Source organism: Pseudoxanthomonas sp. z9, from assembly GCF_006542425.1.
Taxonomy (GTDB): Bacteria; Pseudomonadota; Gammaproteobacteria; order Xanthomonadales; family Xanthomonadaceae; genus Pseudoxanthomonas_A.
Map to the genome: position 1 here is coordinate 129948 of NZ_VFID01000011.1, position 16844 is coordinate 146791.

17 protein-coding genes are annotated in these 16844 nt (G+C 68.3%); 10 read left to right on the top strand and 7 right to left on the bottom strand.

All coding sequences use genetic code 11. The features are described from left to right. Positions 1-156 precede the first annotated feature (156 nt). Positions 157-1140 (bottom strand): prolyl aminopeptidase, encoded by a 984-nt coding sequence (gene pip, locus FG323_RS12770; protein ID WP_141455062.1) that lies wholly within the window; start codon positions 1138-1140, stop codon positions 157-159. A gap of 3 nt (positions 1141-1143) precedes the next feature. Then, positions 1144-2016 carry an EamA family transporter gene (locus FG323_RS12775; RefSeq protein ID WP_141455063.1) on the bottom strand — a complete coding sequence of 291 codons (873 nt, stop codon included), beginning with the start codon at positions 2014-2016 and terminating at the stop codon, positions 1144-1146. 117 nt (positions 2017-2133) lie between these two features. On the opposite strand from FG323_RS12775, the gene FG323_RS12780 reads away from it, so the two are divergent. Further along, a complete protein-coding gene (locus FG323_RS12780) occupies positions 2134-2607 on the top strand; it encodes an Lrp/AsnC family transcriptional regulator (protein ID WP_141455064.1) in 474 nt (157 codons plus the stop codon). A gap of 252 nt (positions 2608-2859) precedes the next feature. Here FG323_RS12780 and FG323_RS12785 read toward each other — a convergent pair whose 3' ends face one another. Beyond that, on the bottom strand, positions 2860-4269 hold the full coding sequence (locus FG323_RS12785) for a coniferyl aldehyde dehydrogenase (protein WP_141455065.1): 1410 nt from the start codon (positions 4267-4269) through the stop codon (positions 2860-2862). A gap of 50 nt (positions 4270-4319) precedes the next feature. On the opposite strand from FG323_RS12785, the gene FG323_RS12790 reads away from it, so the two are divergent. Together FG323_RS12790 and FG323_RS12795 are read left to right on the top strand one after the other, a co-directional pair. Next, complete coding sequence (locus tag FG323_RS12790; protein ID WP_141455066.1) at positions 4320-4862, top strand: gamma carbonic anhydrase family protein; 543 nt, start codon at positions 4320-4322, stop codon at positions 4860-4862. Between the two features lie 229 nt (positions 4863-5091). Next, the gene (locus FG323_RS12795) at positions 5092-5934 is read left to right on the top strand and encodes a DUF2167 domain-containing protein (protein ID WP_255470185.1); all 843 of its coding nucleotides are present in this window, start codon (positions 5092-5094) and stop codon (positions 5932-5934) included. Positions 5935-5950: 16 nt separating this feature from the next. On the opposite strand, the gene FG323_RS12800 is transcribed toward FG323_RS12795, so the two are convergent. Further along, positions 5951-6217: a YkgJ family cysteine cluster protein gene (locus tag FG323_RS12800; protein WP_141455068.1), complete on the bottom strand. Its 267-nt coding sequence runs from the start codon at positions 6215-6217 to the stop codon at positions 5951-5953. 115 nt (positions 6218-6332) lie between these two features. Between FG323_RS12800 and FG323_RS12805 the strand changes: the two genes are divergently transcribed. The 6 genes from FG323_RS12805 to FG323_RS12830 are packed head-to-tail and all read left to right on the top strand — an operon-like array spanning position 6333 to position 13085. Next, complete coding sequence (locus FG323_RS12805; RefSeq protein WP_141455069.1) at positions 6333-7064, top strand: RDD family protein; 732 nt, start codon at positions 6333-6335, stop codon at positions 7062-7064. Continuing rightward, positions 7061-8056: a stage II sporulation protein M gene (locus FG323_RS12810; RefSeq protein WP_141455070.1), complete on the top strand. Its 996-nt coding sequence runs from the start codon at positions 7061-7063 to the stop codon at positions 8054-8056. Before FG323_RS12805 ends, FG323_RS12810 begins: the two co-directional genes overlap by 4 nt. Beyond that, on the top strand, positions 8046-9626 hold the full coding sequence (locus tag FG323_RS12815) for a DUF4129 domain-containing protein (protein ID WP_141455071.1): 1581 nt from the start codon (positions 8046-8048) through the stop codon (positions 9624-9626). Before FG323_RS12810 ends, FG323_RS12815 begins: the two co-directional genes overlap by 11 nt. Beyond that, on the top strand, positions 9623-10801 hold the full coding sequence (locus FG323_RS12820; RefSeq protein WP_141455072.1) for a DUF4350 domain-containing protein: 1179 nt from the start codon (positions 9623-9625) through the stop codon (positions 10799-10801). The genes FG323_RS12815 and FG323_RS12820 overlap by 4 nt, the downstream gene beginning before the upstream one ends. A 29-nt stretch (positions 10802-10830) precedes the next feature. Then, positions 10831-11790: a MoxR family ATPase gene (locus FG323_RS12825; protein ID WP_255470186.1), complete on the top strand. Its 960-nt coding sequence runs from the start codon at positions 10831-10833 to the stop codon at positions 11788-11790. Continuing rightward, positions 11787-13085, top strand: a complete 1299-nt coding sequence (locus FG323_RS12830) for a DUF58 domain-containing protein (protein WP_141455074.1) — start codon at positions 11787-11789, stop codon at positions 13083-13085. The genes FG323_RS12825 and FG323_RS12830 overlap by 4 nt, the downstream gene beginning before the upstream one ends. 27 nt (positions 13086-13112) lie before the next feature. On the opposite strand, the gene FG323_RS12835 is transcribed toward FG323_RS12830, so the two are convergent. Next, complete coding sequence (locus FG323_RS12835; protein WP_141455075.1) at positions 13113-13463, bottom strand: hypothetical protein; 351 nt, start codon at positions 13461-13463, stop codon at positions 13113-13115. Between the two features lie 18 nt (positions 13464-13481). Continuing rightward, positions 13482-14330 carry a shikimate dehydrogenase gene (gene aroE / locus FG323_RS12840; protein WP_141455076.1) on the bottom strand — a complete coding sequence of 283 codons (849 nt, stop codon included), beginning with the start codon at positions 14328-14330 and terminating at the stop codon, positions 13482-13484. 48 nt (positions 14331-14378) lie between these two features. Between aroE and FG323_RS12845 the strand changes: the two genes are divergently transcribed. Then, a complete protein-coding gene (locus FG323_RS12845) occupies positions 14379-15290 on the top strand; it encodes a PD40 domain-containing protein (protein WP_141455077.1) in 912 nt (303 codons plus the stop codon). Positions 15291-15746: 456 nt separating this feature from the next. Here the strand turns inward: FG323_RS12845 and hemB are convergent, their stop codons facing one another. Then, entirely contained in the window at positions 15747-16736 is a 990-nt protein-coding gene (hemB, locus tag FG323_RS12850; protein WP_141455078.1) for a porphobilinogen synthase, read from the bottom strand. Positions 16737-16844: the final 108 nt, after the last annotated feature.

The following is a 16844-nucleotide window of genomic DNA, read 5'->3' on the forward strand; positions in this document are numbered from 1 at the left end:
GCGGGAAATGCAGGGGGTGCGCTTTCTCCGCCGTCGCCTGAATGACGGCGGGAGGACGATATCGATGAACGGGCCTTGTCGTCATCCCGGCGGTCTCCAACGGCCGGCAGGCTGGTCAAGCCGGGACCCGTATATGGGTGCTGCACGCGGGGTGAATCACTGCGGTGCGAACCCGCTGGGCCGAAGGGATCGCGAGCCATGCTCGTGCTCCCAATGCCGCGGGAAGGCATGCGCCGCTGTCTCTGCCAGCAAGGCCGCTTGAATGCCGGGTTCGAAAGCGGAATGACCCGCATCGGGCACAATGGTCAGACGCGCTCCGGGCCAGGCTCGGGCGATGGCCAGCGCGCCATCCACCGGGCACAGCATGTCGTAGCGGCCGTGCACGATCGCTCCCGGCAGGTCACCCAGTTGTTCCGCCGCCGCCATCAGCGTTTCCGGTTCCGTGAAAGCGCGGTTGATCGTGAAATGCGCTTCGATGCGTGCAAGCGCCAGGGTTTCCGGTCCGGGGAGGATTTCCTCCCCGGAAGGCAACAGGCGTTCGCAGGCCGCTTCCCAGCGGCAGAATGAAACGGCCGCCGGCATGTGCACGGCCGGATCCTCGTCGCACAGGCGTCGGTGGTAGGCCGCCAGCAGGTCGCCTCGCTCCTCTTCGGGGACGAACCCTTCGAACCCGGCGAATGCCTCCGGCCAGAATCGGCGCAGCCCGCCATAGTCCCAGGCGATATCTTCCTCGCGATTCAGCCAGATGCCGCGCAGGATGAGACCGACGCAACGATCGCGATGCTTGCCGGCGTAGCTGAGCGCCAGCGTGGAGCCCCAGGATCCGCCGAACAGCAACCACCGATCCATGCCCAGCCGCTGGCGCAACCGCTCCATGTCGGCGACGAGGCTCCAGGTATCGTTGGCGTCCAGGCTGGCGTTCGGCCTGGACTTGCCGCATCCCCTCTGATCGAACTGGATGATGCGGTAGATATCCGGGTCGAAGAACCGTCGATGATAGGGAGACGAGCCCGCGCCGGGGCCGCCATGCAGGATCAGCGCCGGCCGTCCCTCCGGGTTGCCGGACTGGCAGTAGTGGATTGCGTGTCCGTCTCCGACATCAAGCAGGCCCTCCGCGAAAGGCTCCAGAGGTGGAAACATGGTTCAGTCCTTCGGTTGTTTGTGGAGGGCGACGCCCAGCATCACCAAGGCGATGCCCAGCATGTCTTGACCATTGGGGATTTGAGCCAGGACCAGCGCGCCAACCAACGTAGCCACGGCGGGCAGCAGCGCCAGCATCAGGGCGAAGGTGGAACGCTTGAGCTTCGCCATTGCGAGCTGGTCGCAGACATAGGGGATGACCGAGGAGCAGACGCCCACGCCGATCCCGGCCATGACGAGCAGAGGGTCGCTGAAGGCGGCGAGGGCTTGTTTGAAACCAATCGGCAGGACGACGATCAGGGCGATCGCCATGGCCGCGCCCAGCCGCTGGATGCCATCGCCGGCACCCGACCGGGCCATCCGATGGCCCAGCAGGATGTAGGCGACGAACAGCGCACCGTTCGGAAAAGCCCAGAACAGGCCGACGGGATCACTCGACCAGGTGACATCGATTAGCGCGAAGACGCCAACGACGGCGAGCGCAAGGGCGGCAAGGTTTCGTTTCGTGCGCAAGCCATAGGCGGCAATGCCGAGGGTGCCGACAAACTCGATGGCGGCGACAAGGCTGATCGGCAGGCGGTCGAGGGCAAGGTAGAAGGCGCAGTTCATCACGGCGAGGCAGAGGCCCATTGCCACGATCAACCCGCGGCCGGACCTGTCCGTCCGTCCGAGCGTTCGCCACGGCCGTGTGATCGGAGCGAAGACGAAAGCCGCCGTCGCGATCCGCAACCACGCTACCCCCAGCACACCCACGGCCGGAAAGAGCAGCACGGCAAAGGAGGGACCGAGATAGTGGAATACGGCGCTGACGCCGAACCAGAGGTGGGGCGGCAGGGCATCGAGGGGGCGGCGCGCCGGCTGGGGTATCGCTTTCATTCGGCCATGATAGAAGGCGATTTTCTCGTTTTACATGGACAAAAGAAGGTCGCACGCGCATGCTGAGGAACATTCGAATGTAATTTGAACATTCCACATTTGAAACAAAAGGAAGCCATGAGCCGACGCATCGTTCGCCCCCTCGACACGCTTGATCGACGGTTGCTGGAGCTGCTGTCGGAGAATGCGCGGCTATCGATGAAGGAACTCGCCGATAAGGTCGGTCTTTCTCCGCCTGCCGCCGCCGAGCGCGTCAGGAGACTCGAGGAGAGCGGCGTCATCGAGGGCTACACGATTCGATTGAATCCTGGCGCCGTAGGGCTGCCGCTGGCGGTGCACATGCGCCTGCGACCGATGCCCGGCGAACTCGCGCGCGTTGCCGCCCTTCTGCAGGAGACGCCGGAGGTCGTGGAAGCAGAGCGTGTGACGGGTGACGACTGCTTCGTCGCACGCGCTTTCGTGCGAGGGGTGGAGGAACTGGAGTCCCTGATCGACCGGTTTCTTCCTTATGCCGCGACCAATACGGCGATCATCCAATCCTCGCCGGTGAAGCGGCGCATGCCCCGGCTGCCGCTCGACGAGGGAGATTGATCAACCGATCCTGCCCTTCGGCGATCGTCGGGTTGCTGATCGGTATCGCGGCGACCTCGCGCGATCCGCACGGCAGAACCCGGCCACCTCGCTTCCTGCGGGGTCCGCCAGTCGCTCTGTCGTCATCCCCGGCGGCCTATGGATTCCGGCGTTCGCCGGAATGACGGGGAAAGATTTCGGTCCTCGCCCGGACGAGGACCGGATTCCTGCCCGGTTCGGCGCCACCGATGCGCGGCCGGAAGGAAGCGCGCGCTACCGGACGATGAAATCGATGAACCGGGCGACCTTGGCGTAGGGTGGCTTGAGCATGTCGCTGCCGGCGCGACGGCTTTGCCAGAGGATCGGCAGCGCCTTGCTGAACGCATCGAAGCCGGCCTTGCCGTGATAGGCGCCCATGCCGCTGGGGCCGATGCCGCCGAACGGCAGATCGTTGATGCCGAAATGCAGCACGGTGTCGTTGACGGTGACGCCGCCGGCCAGGGTGTTCTTCAGGATCTTCTCGATCCGGGAACGGTCGTTGCTGAAGGGATACAGCGCCAATGGCCGATCGTGCGCGTTGACGTAGGCGATGGCCTCGTCGAGCGAAGCGACCGAGCGGATCGGCAGGATCGGGCCGAAGATCTCGTCCTGCATCACCTTGGCGTCATCGCCCGGATCCAGCACCAGGGTCGGCGGGAACAGCCGTTCCCGCGCGTCCTCGGCGCCGGCCAGCGGAATCACCGTCAGGCCACGCGCCTGCGCGTCGTCCAGATAGCCACGCAGCCGCGCGAACTGGCCGTCGTTGATGATGCGGGTGTAGTCGCCCGGATTCTGCAGATCGCCGTAGCGCGCCTTCACCTGTTTGCGCAGCGCTTCCACCAGCGCATCGCGGCGGTGCGCGGCGACCAGCACGTAGTCCGGGGCGATGCAGGTCTGGCCGCCGTTGAACCATTTGCCGGTCGCCAGCCGCGCCGCGGCCTGCTCCAGCGGATAGTCGTCGCAGACGATGGCCGGCGATTTGCCGCCCAGTTCCAGTGTCAGCGGGGTCAGCTGCGGTGCGGCGGCGGCCATCACCTTGCGGCCCACCGCGGTGGAACCGGTGAACACCAGATGGTCGAACGGCAGGCCGGCGAAGGCCGAGGCGATCTCGGGGCCGCCGCTGGCGACCGCCACCCGATCGGGTGGAAAGACTTCGGCCAGCAGTTCGCGCAGGAACGCGGTGGTGCGCGGGGTGTGCTCGGAGGGTTTCAGGTAGACGTGGTTGCCGGCGGCGATGGCGGTGGCCAGCGGGATCAGGGCCAGGTTGACCGGGTAGTTCCATGGCGCGATGACGCCGACCACGCCGACCGGTTCGGGCCGGATCTCCGCGCTCGCGGGCCAGAACCGCCAGCCCACCCCGACCCGGCGCGGCTGCATCCAGCGGCGCAGGTGCTTGAGCAGGTGATCGATCTCGTTGAGCACGGTCATCCCATCGGCGATGCGGCTCTCGTGCAGCGAGCGGTGGCCGAAATCGGCGGCGATGGTACGGGCCATCTCGTCCAGCCGGCGCTTGAGCGCGTCGCGCAGCCGCTGCAGATCCGCCTGCCGCTGGGCCAGGTCGGGTCGTCGCGCCTGCCAGGCCGCGCGCAGGCGGGCCAGGGTGGATGAAAGTTCGGTCACGGGCGTATCGGCGGGAGTGTCCATGCCCCGGAGTGTAGGCCCGGACGCGTGCGTATGGTCGCTACAATGGCGACATGACCGCTATCCGCCCCTATCTTGACCGTTTTCCCGCCCTCGGCCCGCGCGTCTACGTGGACCCGGCGGCGACCGTCATCGGCGACGTCGAACTGGCGGAGGACGTCTCGGTGTGGCCGGGCACGGTGATCCGCGGCGACGTCAACCACATCCGCATCGGTGCCCGCACCAACGTGCAGGACGGCACCATCATCCACGTCAGCCACCACAGCCCGTACAACCGGGCCGGCTATCCGACCCTGATCGGCGCGGATGTCACCGTCGGCCACGGCACCATCATCCACGCCTGCACCATCGAGGACCTGTGCCTGATCGGCATGGGCGCCTGCATCCTGGACGGGGCGACGGTGAAGAAGCACGGCTTCGTCGGCGCCGGCGCGGTGGTCGGTCCCGGCAAGGTCGTCGGCGAGGCCGAACTGTGGCTGGGCAATCCGGCCCGCTTCGCCCGCCGGCTCAGCGACAAGGAAATCGAGAGCCTGCACTACTCGGCCGCCCACTACGTGCGCCTGAAGGATCAGTACCTGCAGGCCGCGAAGGACTGACGCCCTCCGGACTCCACGGTCGGCCGGGTCTGGCCAGCCTGCCGCGATTGCACCCGGCTTGCCCGGAACCGCCGGAATCCTCGCCGACGGTCGTAGGCTTGCCTGCCGCCGGCGCTGCGGCAACACTGGCGCGGGACAGGGATCTGTCCATCAACGGGGAAGAGAAATGCTGAAACCATGGTTCGGCGGCCTGCTGGCCGCCGCGGTACTGGCGTGGGGAACGCCGGCAATGGCGCAGGATGGCGGGGAAGACGCCGGCCAGGGCGCCGAACAGTTCGTCGCGGGATTGCAGTTCAAGGAGGGCGGCATCACGGTGCCGAAGGCACACGCGCGTTTCCAGCTGACGCCGGACTTCCGCTACCTGGAACAGGCCGACGCCCGCCGCGTGCTGGAGGATCTGTGGGGCAATCCGCCCGATGAATCGGTGCTGGGCCTGATCGTGCCACGCAAGCCGGATCTGCTGGCCGACGACAGCTGGGCGGTGGTGGTCACCTACTCGGACGAGGGTTATGTCTCCGACGAGGACGCGGCCAAGATCGACTACGCCGAGATGCTGACTGAAATGAAAAAGTCCACGAGCGAGGAGAACAGCGCGCGCAAGGAGGCCGGCTACGGCACCGTGGATCTGGTCGGCTGGGCAGTGCCGCCGCGCTATGACGGCTCGGCCAAGAAACTCTACTGGGCCAAGGAGCTGTCCTTCGACGGCAACGCGCAGCACACGCTGAACTACGACATCCGCGTGCTTGGCCGGCACGGTTACCTCAGCCTCAACGCGGTGGCCGGCATGTCCGAACTGGCGCAGGTGCAGAAGGGCATGCAGGAGCTGCTGCCGATGACCGAGTTCGACGCGGGCGCCCGCTACGCCGACTTCGATGCATCCACCGACAAGGTCGCCAGTTATGGCCTGGCGGCGCTGGTCGGCGGTGGACTCGCGGCGAAGGCCGGCCTGTTCGCCAAGATTGGCCTGGTGCTGGCCAAGTTCTGGAAATTGCTGCTGATCGGCGTGGTCGCCGTCGGCGCGGGCATCCGGCGCGTGTTCGCCGGCAAGAAGGAAAAGCCGACCGTCAGTTGAATTGCAGCGCCAGGCGTCAGGGCCGGGTGGCCTGCTCCAGCGCCTCCAGGTAGGCCATGGCGTCCTGGCGGCTGAGGCCGCACATCTCCGGCCCGGGCTTGAGGGTGGCGCAGAACCGCGGACGCTCAGGCCGGCCGAACAGCCGGCAGCGCAGCGCCTCGTCCAGTTGCACGCAGGCCACGCCCGCTGGCTTGCCGGCGGGCATGCCGGGGATCGGCGAGGCGATGGACGGCGCGGTGCAGCAGGCGGCGCATCCGGCGCGGCAGGGAAACAGCGATGACATGGCGGCAGTGTAGCCTTGCGCGGACTGGGCAAGCGCCGCCATGGCGGCTAAAGTCGCAACGGATGGAACAGGGGATCGGATCGCGCATGGCGCGCAGTACGCAGATATCGCCAGGATGGCGCATCGCCGGCACCCGCACGTGGTCCCGGCATCGGGTGGCGCATTGAAACTGGACACCTACCGTGAGGTGATCACGCCCGAGGGCGTCGCCCTGCATCTGCCGGCTTCCGGCCCGGTGCCGCGCGCGGTCGCCTGGTCGATCGATCTGGCGGTGCGGGTGGGCATCCTGTTCGTGGTCGGCACCGTGCTCGGCCTGATGGGCAAGATGGGCCAGGGCCTGTCGATGGTGCTGATGTTCATCGTCTACTGGATCTACCCGATCGCCCTGGAGGCGTTCTGGAACGGGCAGACCGTCGGCAAGCGCGCGATGGGCCTGCGGGTGGTGTCGGCCGACGGTGCGCCGCTGGGTTGGCTCGCGGCGATCACCCGCAACCTGCTGCGTACGGTCGACATGTTGCCGTTCGGCTACATGGCCGGGCTGATCAGCAGCCTGGCCGATCCGCATGGCCGCCGGCTTGGCGACATGGTGGCGAGGACCGTCGTGGTCCATGTGGATCATTCGCGCGACGCCGTGCCGGCACCGGCCGACGTGGTGGTGGCGGTGCCGCCCGGGCTGCAGCCCGACGAACAGGCCGCGATCGTCGCCTTCGGCGAGCGCGCGCCATTGCTGACGCCGGCACGCCAGGCCGAGCTGGCCGACATCGTCGCACCGCTGACCCAGGCGCAGGGACAGGCCGGCGTATTGCGCCTGTACGGCATGGCCAACTGGCTGGTGGGGCGTCGATGAGGCAGGAGCAGTTCGTCGCCCGCTACCAGCGCGAATGGCTGGCCTTCGAGCACTGGCTGGATCTGCGTGGCGAGCCGCGCCAGGCGCGCGACGCGCGCAACCGCGCCGAGCTGGCCGACGAGGACGTGCCGGCCCGCTACCGCCGCATCTGCGAGCAGCTGGCGCTGGCGCGCAAGCGCGGCTACAGCCCGCAGATCACCGATCGCCTGCAGCAGCTGATGCAGCGCGGCCACAACCTGCTGTACCGCACGCCGCCACCGCGCTGGCGGCGCGCGCTGGTGTTCGTGCTGGCCGACTTCCCGCGCCTGGTGCGCAGCGAGGCGGCCTGCATGTGGGTCGCCGCGGCGCTGTTCGCGTTGCCGCTGATCGCGCTGTTCGTGCTGCTGCAGTACCAGCCGGAGCTGATCCACGGGATCAAGGCGCCGGAGGAAATCGCCTCGATGGAGCGGATGTTCGATCCCAACGACCCGCGCCACCGGCTTGGCCGCGACTCGGGCAGCGACTGGTACATGTTCGGCGTCTACATCATGAACAACACCAGCATCGGCCTGCGCGTGTTCGCCAGCGGTCTGCTGGGCTGCCTGGGACCGATCTACGTCCTGATCTTCAACGGCGTGGATATCGGCGCCTCGTTCGGCCACCTGCAGCAGATCGGCTCGGCCGATCCGCTGTGGCGCTTCGTCGCCGGCCATGCGCCGTTCGAGTTGACCGCGATCGTCATCACCGGCGGCGCCGGCCTGCGGCTGGGCTACAACCTGCTCGCGCCGGGGCGGCGTCGGCGGGTGGACGCGCTGGTCGAGGCCGGCTGGAAGGGCGCGCGGATTTGCCTGGGTGCGGCGCTGATGTTCTTCGTCGCCGCCTTCATCGAAGCGTTCTGGTCCTCGATCCAGTCGATTCCCGCCTCGGTGAAATACGGTGTCTCGGCGACATTGTGGACGCTGGTGCTGCTGTGGCTGTGGCGCGGCGGCCGGGGAACTCCCGATGAGGCTTGAACAGCTCACCGTCCAGTTGCGTGCGCGTTCGTCCTGGGAGGCGATGGAACTGGGCATGGCGCTGGTGCGCCGGCACGCGGCCGCGATCTGGAAGCCCTGGCTGCTGGTGACGCTGCCGGTGTTCGTGCTGCTCAACGCGGCCGGCTGGGCGCTGGATCTGATCGGCCTGGCCGGAGTCCTGATGTGGTGGCTCAAGCCGGTGTTCGACCGCATCCCGATGTACGTCGCCTCGCGCGCGGTGTTCGGCGCGGTGCCCGGCGTGCGCGAAACCGTGCGCGCGCAGGCGACCTGGGGTTGGGGGCCGATGCTGCACTACCTGACCTGGCGGCGCTTGAGTCCGGTGCGTTCGCTGTACCTGCCGGTGGACTTGCTGGAAGGCGTGCGGGGCCAGCGCCTGCGCGAACGCCGTCGCGTGCTGGGGGGAGCGATCTACGGAAACGCCGCGCTGCTGACCCTGGTGTGCCTGCATTTCGAGGGCGCGCTGATCCTGGGTGGCATCGCCGGCATCCTGATGTTCACGCCGCTGGAACTGCTGCCGGAAACGCTGCGCACCACCTGGACGCTGATCGTCGAACAGTCGCCGGCATGGGTGAGGATCGGCCTCAACGCGCTGGCCTGGATGGCGATGTCGGTGGTGGAACCGTTCTTCGTCGGCGCAGGCTTCGGCCTGTACCTCAACCGCCGCACCCAGCTGGAAGCATGGGATGTGGAGATTGTGTTCCGCAAGCTGCGCGGCCGGCTCGCCCGCGGCGCTTCGGCGCTGGTTGTCGCGCTGGCGCTGATGGGGGCCCTGGTGCCGGGAATGGCGCGGGCGCAGAGCGAGGACCCGGAGGTTCCAGCGTCGGAGGATTCCGACGCGCATGTGGAGTCCGATGACGCCGATGATGCGCCGAAGCCGCCCACCCTGCCGGAAGTCTTCGGCGACCAGCGGGTAGACGATGGTGGTTTCCGCCGCGCCAGCGCGCAGGCCTACCGGGACCCGTCGCTCAACCGCAGCGTGGTGCAGAAGCAGTGGGAACGGATCGACAAGGCCAGGCCCGAGTCGCCTTCCCGGCGTCCGCAGATGGGCTGGTTGCAGGGCGTGGCGGCATTGTTCGCCTTCCTCGCCGAATGGGGCCTGTGGATCCTGCTCGGCGTGCTGGTGCTGATCCTGCTGGCGACCGCGCGCTACTGGTTGCCGTGGATGCGCGGGGCGGGCGGACGTGCGCCAGTGTTCGATGCCGACGTTGCCAGCGAACCGGTACGGATTCCCGAAGCGCTGCCCGATGACGTGGCGAGCGTCGCCCGTCGACTGTGGCGGGAAGGGCGCGGGCGTGACGCGCTGGCGCTGCTTTACCGGGCCGGCGTGCTGGCGATGGGCCGGCGCGCGCAGGTGGAACTGCCGCCGGGCGCCACCGAGGCCGAATGCCTGCGGCTGTCGCGGCGGATGGCGGAGGCGGAGGATCGGCAGCTGTTCGCCCGCATCGTCCGGATCTGGCAGTACGCGGCCTACGCGCAACGGCTGCCGGAGGAGACGGAGTTCGAATCCCTGCTGGGGCAGATGCAGGCACGCGGCGGGTGGCTGGCATGAAGCGACCGGGAAAAGTGGCCCTGATCGTCGCCCTGACCGTGTTGGGTGGTTTGCTGATCGCGGCCGGCGGGTACTGGTTCACGCGCAATTACCACCGGGTCGATCAGACCCTGTACCTGCCGCCCAGCGGCGAGGCGGCCTACAACCCGCTCTACGCGCTGCGCAAGGCGCTGGAAGCCGATGGAGTGAAGGCGCAGTCGCGGCAGCGGCTCGCGCTGGACGCGCATCCGCCGGGACCGCGCGACACCGTGCTGCTGTTCAACGAAGCCAGTGGCCTGGACGCGGTGCAGGCCGAACGGCTGCTGGACTGGGTGGAAGGCGGCGGCCACCTGCTGGTGCGCACGCCGCCGCAGCGAATCTGGGACGGCAGCCCGGACCCGCTGCTGTTGCAGTGGCTGGGCGTGGAGAGCACCGACGACAGCAGCTGCGCCGACCTGCAGGTGGAAGGCCAGCGCGCGCATGTCGAATTCTGCCGCGGCCGCCGCTTCCGCCTGCACGACGTGGAACCGGAATTGGCCTGGGGCGATCTGGATGCCGGTTACGTCTACGCCCGCCTGGCCCATGGCGACGGCCATGTCGACGTGCTGGCGGATTTCGATTTCCTGATCAACCAGGGCGGTGCCGGCAATCCGTTCGGGGATCCGCTGAAGGCGCCCCGGGGCGGGTTGCGCGATCCGCCGCACCAGGCGCTGGCGAGGCAGGTGCTGGCGCCCAACTATGGCGCCGGCACCATGCACCTGATCTACGCCGCGGACGCGCCGTCGCTGCTGCGCACGATCCTGTTCCGTGGCTGGATGGTGTGGCTGCCGCTGCTGCTCGCGCTGCTGGCCTGGCTGTGGTCGCGGATGCAGCGCTTCGGCCCGCAGCTTCCGGCGCCGCCGATGGATCGCCGCTCGCTGCTGGAACACGTGCGCGCCAGCGGCGATCACCTGTTCCGCTACGGACGCGGCGTGCTGCTCTACATCGCCGCGCGCCAGGCCTTCCTGAGCCGTCTGCGCCGCCGGGATCCGATGGCCGCCGCGTTGGCAGGCGAGGCCCAGATCCAGGCGGTGGCCGAACGCCTCGACGTTCCAATCGAGACCGTGCGCAACGCCCTGCAGACGCCATCCACGCAGGACAAGGCCGGCTTCCGAGACCGCATTTCCACCCTGATCCAGCTGAGAAACCGACTATGAACGATTCCACCGCCGCAATCGACGGCGCAATGACCGGCGAAGCCTTGGCCGAACGCGCCGCCCAGGTGCGCGAGGAAGTGTCCAAGGCGTTCATCGGCCAGGCCGAAGTGCTGGACCAGATCCTGATCGCGCTGCTGGCCGGCGGCCACGTGCTGATCGAGGGCGTGCCCGGGCTGGGCAAGACCCTGCTGGTGCGCGCGCTGGCGCAGGCGCTGGAACTGACCTACGCGCGCGTGCAGTTCACTCCCGATCTGATGCCCAGCGACGTCAGCGGCCACGCCGTCTACGACCCCAAGACCGAGAGCTTCAAGATCCGGCGCGGCCCGGTGTTCACCCACCTGCTGCTGGCCGACGAAATCAACCGCGCGCCGGCCAAGACCCAGTCCGCGCTGCTGGAAGTGATGCAGGAAGGGCAGGTGACCATCGAGGGCAAATCCTTCGAACTCGCGCCGCCGTTCATGACCCTGGCCACCCAGAACCCGGTGGAGCAGGAAGGCACCTATCCGCTGCCGGAAGCGCAACTGGACCGTTTCCTGCTGAAGATCCTGATCGACTATCCGGCGCTGGACGACGAAAAGCGGATGGTCGACGCGATCACCACCGGTCGCACCGCCGGCGACTTCGACCTGTCGCAGGTGCGGCGCGTGCTCGGCGCGGCCGACATCATCGCGATGCAGCGCGGCACCGCCGCGGTGACGGTGGACGAACAGGTGATCGATTACGCGGTGCGCATCGTCGCCGCCAGCCGCAAATGGCCCGGCATCGCGCTGGGCGCCGGGCCGCGCGGCAGCATCGCGCTGGTGCGCGCCGCACGCGCGCAGGCGGTATTGCAGGGACGCGATTTCGTCACGCCCGACGATGTGCGCGACATCGCCACGCCCGCGCTGCGCCACCGCATCGCGCTGGCGCCGGAACTGCAGATCGAGGGCCAGTCGCCGGACGACGTGCTGCGCGCGCTGCTGGCCAAGGTGGAAGCGCCGCGCAAATGAGACCCGCCTGGCCACTGATCGCCTGCCTGGCGCTGTGGGGCCTGTCCGGCCTGGCCGCGTTGTTCGCCGGCATGCCTCGGTTGGCCTGGTTGGGTGCGGGCGCAGTGGTGATCCTGGCGGCGGCGATCGATGCGCTATGGCTGCGGCGGCGGCCGTCGCCGGTGGTGGAGCGGGAGATCCCGGATGCCTGGCCGCTGGGGATCGCGCGCGAGGTGTCGGTGCGCCTGGAAGCGGGATCGCGGCAGCGCGTGGATGTGTTCGATCTGCATCCTGGCCACTGGACCATGCAGGGACTGCCGCAGCGGTTGCGGCTGCGCCGTGGCCAGTCCACGTCCTTCCACTACCGGCTGAGTCCGACCGAACGCGGCGACGCGGTTTTTGAAGGCACGCAGCTTCGCCTGCACTCGCCGCTGCGGCTGTGGTGGCAATCGCGCCGGGTCGGCGAATCCCGCACCGTGCGCGTGTATCCGGACTTCGCGCCGCTCACCCGGTTCGCGCTGTTCAGCGCCGAACAGGCCTCGCGGCTGGTCGGCGCGCACCTGAAACGCCGCCGCGGCGAAGGCACCGACTTCAATCAGATGCGCGAGTATCGGGTCGGCGACAGCCTGCGCCAGATCGACTGGAAGGCGACCGCGCGCGCGCGCAAGTTGATCTCGCGCGAATACCAGGACGAGAAGAACCAGCAACTGGTGATGCTGATGGACACCGGCCGCCGGATGATGGCGCGCGAAGGCGGCCTGTCGCATTTCGACCACGCGCTCAACGCGACGCTGGTGGTGTCCTACCTCGCGCTGCGCCAGGGCGACGCGGTCGGCCTGGGCGCCAGCGGTGGCGACCGCCGCTGGGTCGCGCCGCAGCGTGGCATGGGTGCGATCGATACCCTGCTGCGGGCCAGCTATGACCTGCAGCCGCAACCGGTGGCGACCGATTACCTGGCCGCGGCCACCGAACTGTCGTTGCGCCAGCGTCGCCGCTCGCTGGTGATGCTGGTGACCAACGTCCGCGACGAGGACATCGAGGACCTGCTGGCCGCCGTGCGGCTGCTGCAGAAGCGCCATCTGGTATGCGTGGCGAGCCTGCGCGAACGCGAATTGGACGAGGCGCTGGCCGCGCCGGTGAAGGATCTGCCCGGTGCCGTCCACGCCGGCGCCATCGCCCGCTACCTGGAGCAGCGCGCGGTCGCGCACGACGCCCTGCGGCGACACCACGTGATGGTGCTGGACGTGACTTGCGCGGATCTGCCGGCGGCGCTGGTGGAACGCTACCTGGCGGTCAAGCGCGACGGATTGCTGTAGCGCTTCGGCGCGGCGACCGCGTCCTGGTCACGGAACCACGCGTGTCCGCATGGCCTTGCTGGCGCCCCAGGCCAGCAGCACCAGTCCGACCGAGGCGATCACGCCGGTCAGCACGTTCGCCGCCGAAATGATCGCGAAGAGGCTGCCAGGACCCGAACCGCTTTCCGCCATCCGGTGGATGTGCAGCGTCTGCACCAGGCTCAACGCCAGCTGCAGCAGGGCCGAACCGAGCAACAGGCCGGCCCCCCAGAGTGCCAGCGGGCGGCCGGGCGAGGGCTGCGTCCACATCCACAGCAACGCGAGCGCGACGGCGCAGGCCAGCAGATGGGGCAGGTGGTAGGCCGCCACGGTGAGCATCTGGATCGGCAGGGCATCCATGCGGTATCTCCGGAAAAGTCAGTCGGCGGTGACCAGCAGCGCGTCCTTGCCGCGCAGCGCGGCATACACGGCATCGCTGTCGGGGCGCGCGCCATGCCAGGCTTCGAAGGCTTCGGCGGCCTGTTCGACCAGCATGCCCAGGCCATCGACCGCGTCGCGGCAGCCGGCCGCCCTGGCCCAGGCCAGGAACGGGATGGCGGCTTCACCGTAATTCAAATCCACCGCGAGCGTCCGCGGCGTGGTGAGGGTGAACGGCAGATCGAAATCCTCGCCGCCGCCGCGCGCCGCCGAGGTGGCGTTGACGATCAGGCCGAAGTCACCGATCTCGCCCAGGTCCTGCCAGTAGCGCGACAGCGCGCGTTCCGGCTCGCCCATCGCGTCGATCAGGGCGTCGGCACGCTCCGGCGTGCGGTTGACCACGATCAGTTCCGAGACACCGGCGTCCAGCAGCGCCGGGGCCACCCCGCGCGCGGCGCCGCCGGCGCCCAGCATCAAGGCGCGGCGGCCGCGCAGATCCAGGCCGTTGCGGCCGGTCAGGTCGCGCACCAGGCCCGCGCCGTCGGTGTTGTCGCCATGCCACTGGCCGTCGTTCCAGCTCAGCGTGTTCACCGCGCCCGCGCGCCGTGCCCGCTCGCTGGTGCGTGCGCAGATCGCGAACGCCGCCTCCTTCAGCGGCAGGGTGACGTTGGCGCCCTTGCCGCCCTCGCCGACGAATCGATCCAGCGCGCCGACGAACTCGTGCGGCGCCGCGTCGATGGCGGTGTAGGCCAGCGACACGCCGGTCTGGCGCGCGAACGCGGCATGGATGCGGGGCGAGAGCGAGTGGGAGACCGGATGGCCGAAAACGGCATAACGAACGCTGGACATGGCTTGGTATATATCCGGTGGGTGAGGGAACCGGCACGGAGCGACACCATGAAACCAACACGGGCGGCTGCCGTCCTGATCGGCAGTCTACTCTCAGCCGCCGCGGCCGGGCAGTTGGCCGAGTTCGGCATCGAGGGCATGGGCGTGGTGTCCACACCGGCCACCGAAGTGCGTGGCAGCGTGAGTCCGGACGGACAGCGGATCGTCTGGGGCAGCACCGACCGGAGCGGCGGCGCGGGCGGCTGGGACCTGTGGCAGGCGCACCTGCGCGACAAGCGCTGGACCGACCCGGAGCCGCTGCCAATCAATTCCACCGCCAACGACTTCGACCCGCTGCTGAGCGCCGATGGCCGCTGGCTGTACTTCTTCTCCAACCGTCCCGGTGGCCACGGCGGAGACGATCTCTATCGCGCCGCGGTGAAGGCGGACGGCGGCTTCGGCGAGCCGGAAAACCTGGGCCTGGGCGTCAACAGCGCCGGCAACGAATGGGCGCCCACGCCCAGCGCCGATGGCCGCCGGTTGCTGTTCGCCAGCAACGGGTTCGGTGGCGCCGGGCGCCATGACCTGTTCGTCGCGCGCTGGAACGGCAAGGCCTTCGTCGATCCGCAACCGGTGCCGGGCATCAACAGCGCGGTGGATGAATTCGACGCGGCCTGGCTCGATGGCGGCAAGGCGCTGGTGTTCGCACGCTCGGACAGGGCTGGCGAACAGCCGATCCAGTTGTTCGTCGCCGAATGCGATGGAAAGGCCTATTCCGGCATCGTACCGTGGTCGCTGTCGTTCAACTCGGCCGAGGGCACCACGCTGGGACCGGTGGTGGATCCCTCACGGCCCAATGAAATGCTGGTGAGCGGCGCCGCGCGCGCGCCGACGGCGGGCAAGCTGGACATCTATAGGACGCTGGCGCCGACCCGGCGCGGCAAGGCGGGGTGTTTGCCAGGTCGTGACAGCCCCCTTTAAAAAAAGGGGGCGGGCATCTGCGAAGCAGATGACGGGGGATTTGCTCTTGGCGCGAACAGCAAATCCCCCTCAATCCCCCTTTTTCAAAGGGGGAGGCAGAAGCCAACGCTTTCCCGAATTGCCGCATTTACGGCTGCAAGGCCTGCCATCGCGAGCCCCCTTTGAAAAAGGGGGCGGGCATCTGCGAAGCAGATGACGGGGGATTTGCTCTTGGCGCGAACAGTAAATCCCCATCAATCCCCCTTTTGCAAAGGGGGAGGCAGAAGCCCAACTCCCGAATTGCCGCATTTACGGCTGCAAGACCTGCCATCGCGAGCCCCCTTTGAAAAAGGGGGCGGGCATCTGCGAAGCAGATGACGGGGGATTTGCTCTTGGCGCGAATAGCAAATCCCCCTCAATCCCCCCTTTTGAAAAGGGGGAGGCAGAAGCAGCATCCGCCGATTCCCGATTCCCGAATCAACCCTCGCGCAACCAGCGCGCGGCATCCAGTGCGAAGTACGTCAGGATGCCGTCGGCACCGGCGCGCTTGAACGCGGTCAGCGCTTCCAGCGTGCAGGCGCGTTCGTCGAGCCAGCCGTTGGCGTAGGCGGCCTTCAGCATCGCGTACTCGCCGCTGACCTGGTAGGCGAAGGTCGGCACGCCGAATTCATCCTTTACCCGTCGCACCACGTCCAGGTAGGGCATGCCCGGCTTGACCATCACCATGTCCGCGCCTTCCTCCAGATCCAGCGCCACTTCGTGCAGCGCCTCGTTGGTGTTGGCGGGATCCATCTGGTAGGTGAACTTGTTGCCCTTGCCCAGGTTGCCGGCGCTTCCCACCGCATCGCGGAACGGGCCGTAGAACGCGGAAGCGTACTTGGCCGAGTAGGCCATGATGCGGGTGTGGATATGGCCTTCCTCTTCCAGTGCGCCGCGGATGGCGCCGATGCGCCCGTCCATCATGTCGCTGGGTGCGACGATGTCCACCCCGGCGCGCGCGTGCGACAGCGCCTGCTTGACCAGTGCCTCGACGGTGATGTCGTTCATCACGTAGCCACTGTCGTCGATGATGCCGTCCTGGCCGTGGGTGGTGAACGGGTCCAGCGCCACGTCGGTCATCACGCCCAGTTCCGGGAAGCGTTGCTTGATCGCGCGCACCGCGCGCTGGGCCAGGCCGTCGTCGTCCCAGGCCGCCTCGGCGTCCAGCGACTTGGCTTCCGGTGCGGTTACCGGGAACAGCGCCAGCACCGGGATGCGCAGATCGGCGGCCTGTTCGGCGACCTTCAACAGTTCGTCGATGGACAGCCGATCCACGCCCGGCATCGAAGGCACGGCCTCGCGGCCCTTCAGTTCGTGGACGAAGACCGGATAGATCAGATCGTTGGCGGTGAGCACGTGCTCGCGCATCAACCGGCGGGAGAAATCGTCGCGGCGCATGCGGCGCGGACGCGTATAGGGATAAGCCATCGCTCGCTCCTGGGGGATGCCGCGATCATACGCCCCTGTGTCCCGGCGCCGCCTGCGACGGATCCGCGCAGCCCGCCACAGTTTCCGGAAGGGCCGCGGCGCGGGATT

Coding starts and splice junctions, on each gene's coding strand:
- pip (WP_141455062.1), bottom strand. CDS start 1,140: ATGTTTCCACCTCTGGAGCCTTTCGCGGAGGGCCTGCTTGATGTCGGA.
- FG323_RS12775 (WP_141455063.1), bottom strand. CDS start 2,016: ATGAAAGCGATACCCCAGCCGGCGCGCCGCCCCCTCGATGCCCTGCCG.
- FG323_RS12780 (WP_141455064.1), top strand. CDS start 2,134: ATGAGCCGACGCATCGTTCGCCCCCTCGACACGCTTGATCGACGGTTG.
- FG323_RS12785 (WP_141455065.1), bottom strand. CDS start 4,269: ATGGACACTCCCGCCGATACGCCCGTGACCGAACTTTCATCCACCCTG.
- FG323_RS12790 (WP_141455066.1), top strand. CDS start 4,320: ATGACCGCTATCCGCCCCTATCTTGACCGTTTTCCCGCCCTCGGCCCG.
- FG323_RS12795 (WP_255470185.1), top strand. CDS start 5,092: ATGGCGCAGGATGGCGGGGAAGACGCCGGCCAGGGCGCCGAACAGTTC.
- FG323_RS12800 (WP_141455068.1), bottom strand. CDS start 6,217: ATGTCATCGCTGTTTCCCTGCCGCGCCGGATGCGCCGCCTGCTGCACC.
- FG323_RS12805 (WP_141455069.1), top strand. CDS start 6,333: ATGGCGCATCGCCGGCACCCGCACGTGGTCCCGGCATCGGGTGGCGCA.
- FG323_RS12810 (WP_141455070.1), top strand. CDS start 7,061: ATGAGGCAGGAGCAGTTCGTCGCCCGCTACCAGCGCGAATGGCTGGCC.
- FG323_RS12815 (WP_141455071.1), top strand. CDS start 8,046: ATGAGGCTTGAACAGCTCACCGTCCAGTTGCGTGCGCGTTCGTCCTGG.
- FG323_RS12820 (WP_141455072.1), top strand. CDS start 9,623: ATGAAGCGACCGGGAAAAGTGGCCCTGATCGTCGCCCTGACCGTGTTG.
- FG323_RS12825 (WP_255470186.1), top strand. CDS start 10,831: ATGACCGGCGAAGCCTTGGCCGAACGCGCCGCCCAGGTGCGCGAGGAA.
- FG323_RS12830 (WP_141455074.1), top strand. CDS start 11,787: ATGAGACCCGCCTGGCCACTGATCGCCTGCCTGGCGCTGTGGGGCCTG.
- FG323_RS12835 (WP_141455075.1), bottom strand. CDS start 13,463: ATGGATGCCCTGCCGATCCAGATGCTCACCGTGGCGGCCTACCACCTG.
- aroE (WP_141455076.1), bottom strand. CDS start 14,330: ATGTCCAGCGTTCGTTATGCCGTTTTCGGCCATCCGGTCTCCCACTCG.
- FG323_RS12845 (WP_141455077.1), top strand. CDS start 14,379: ATGAAACCAACACGGGCGGCTGCCGTCCTGATCGGCAGTCTACTCTCA.
- hemB (WP_141455078.1), bottom strand. CDS start 16,736: ATGGCTTATCCCTATACGCGTCCGCGCCGCATGCGCCGCGACGATTTC.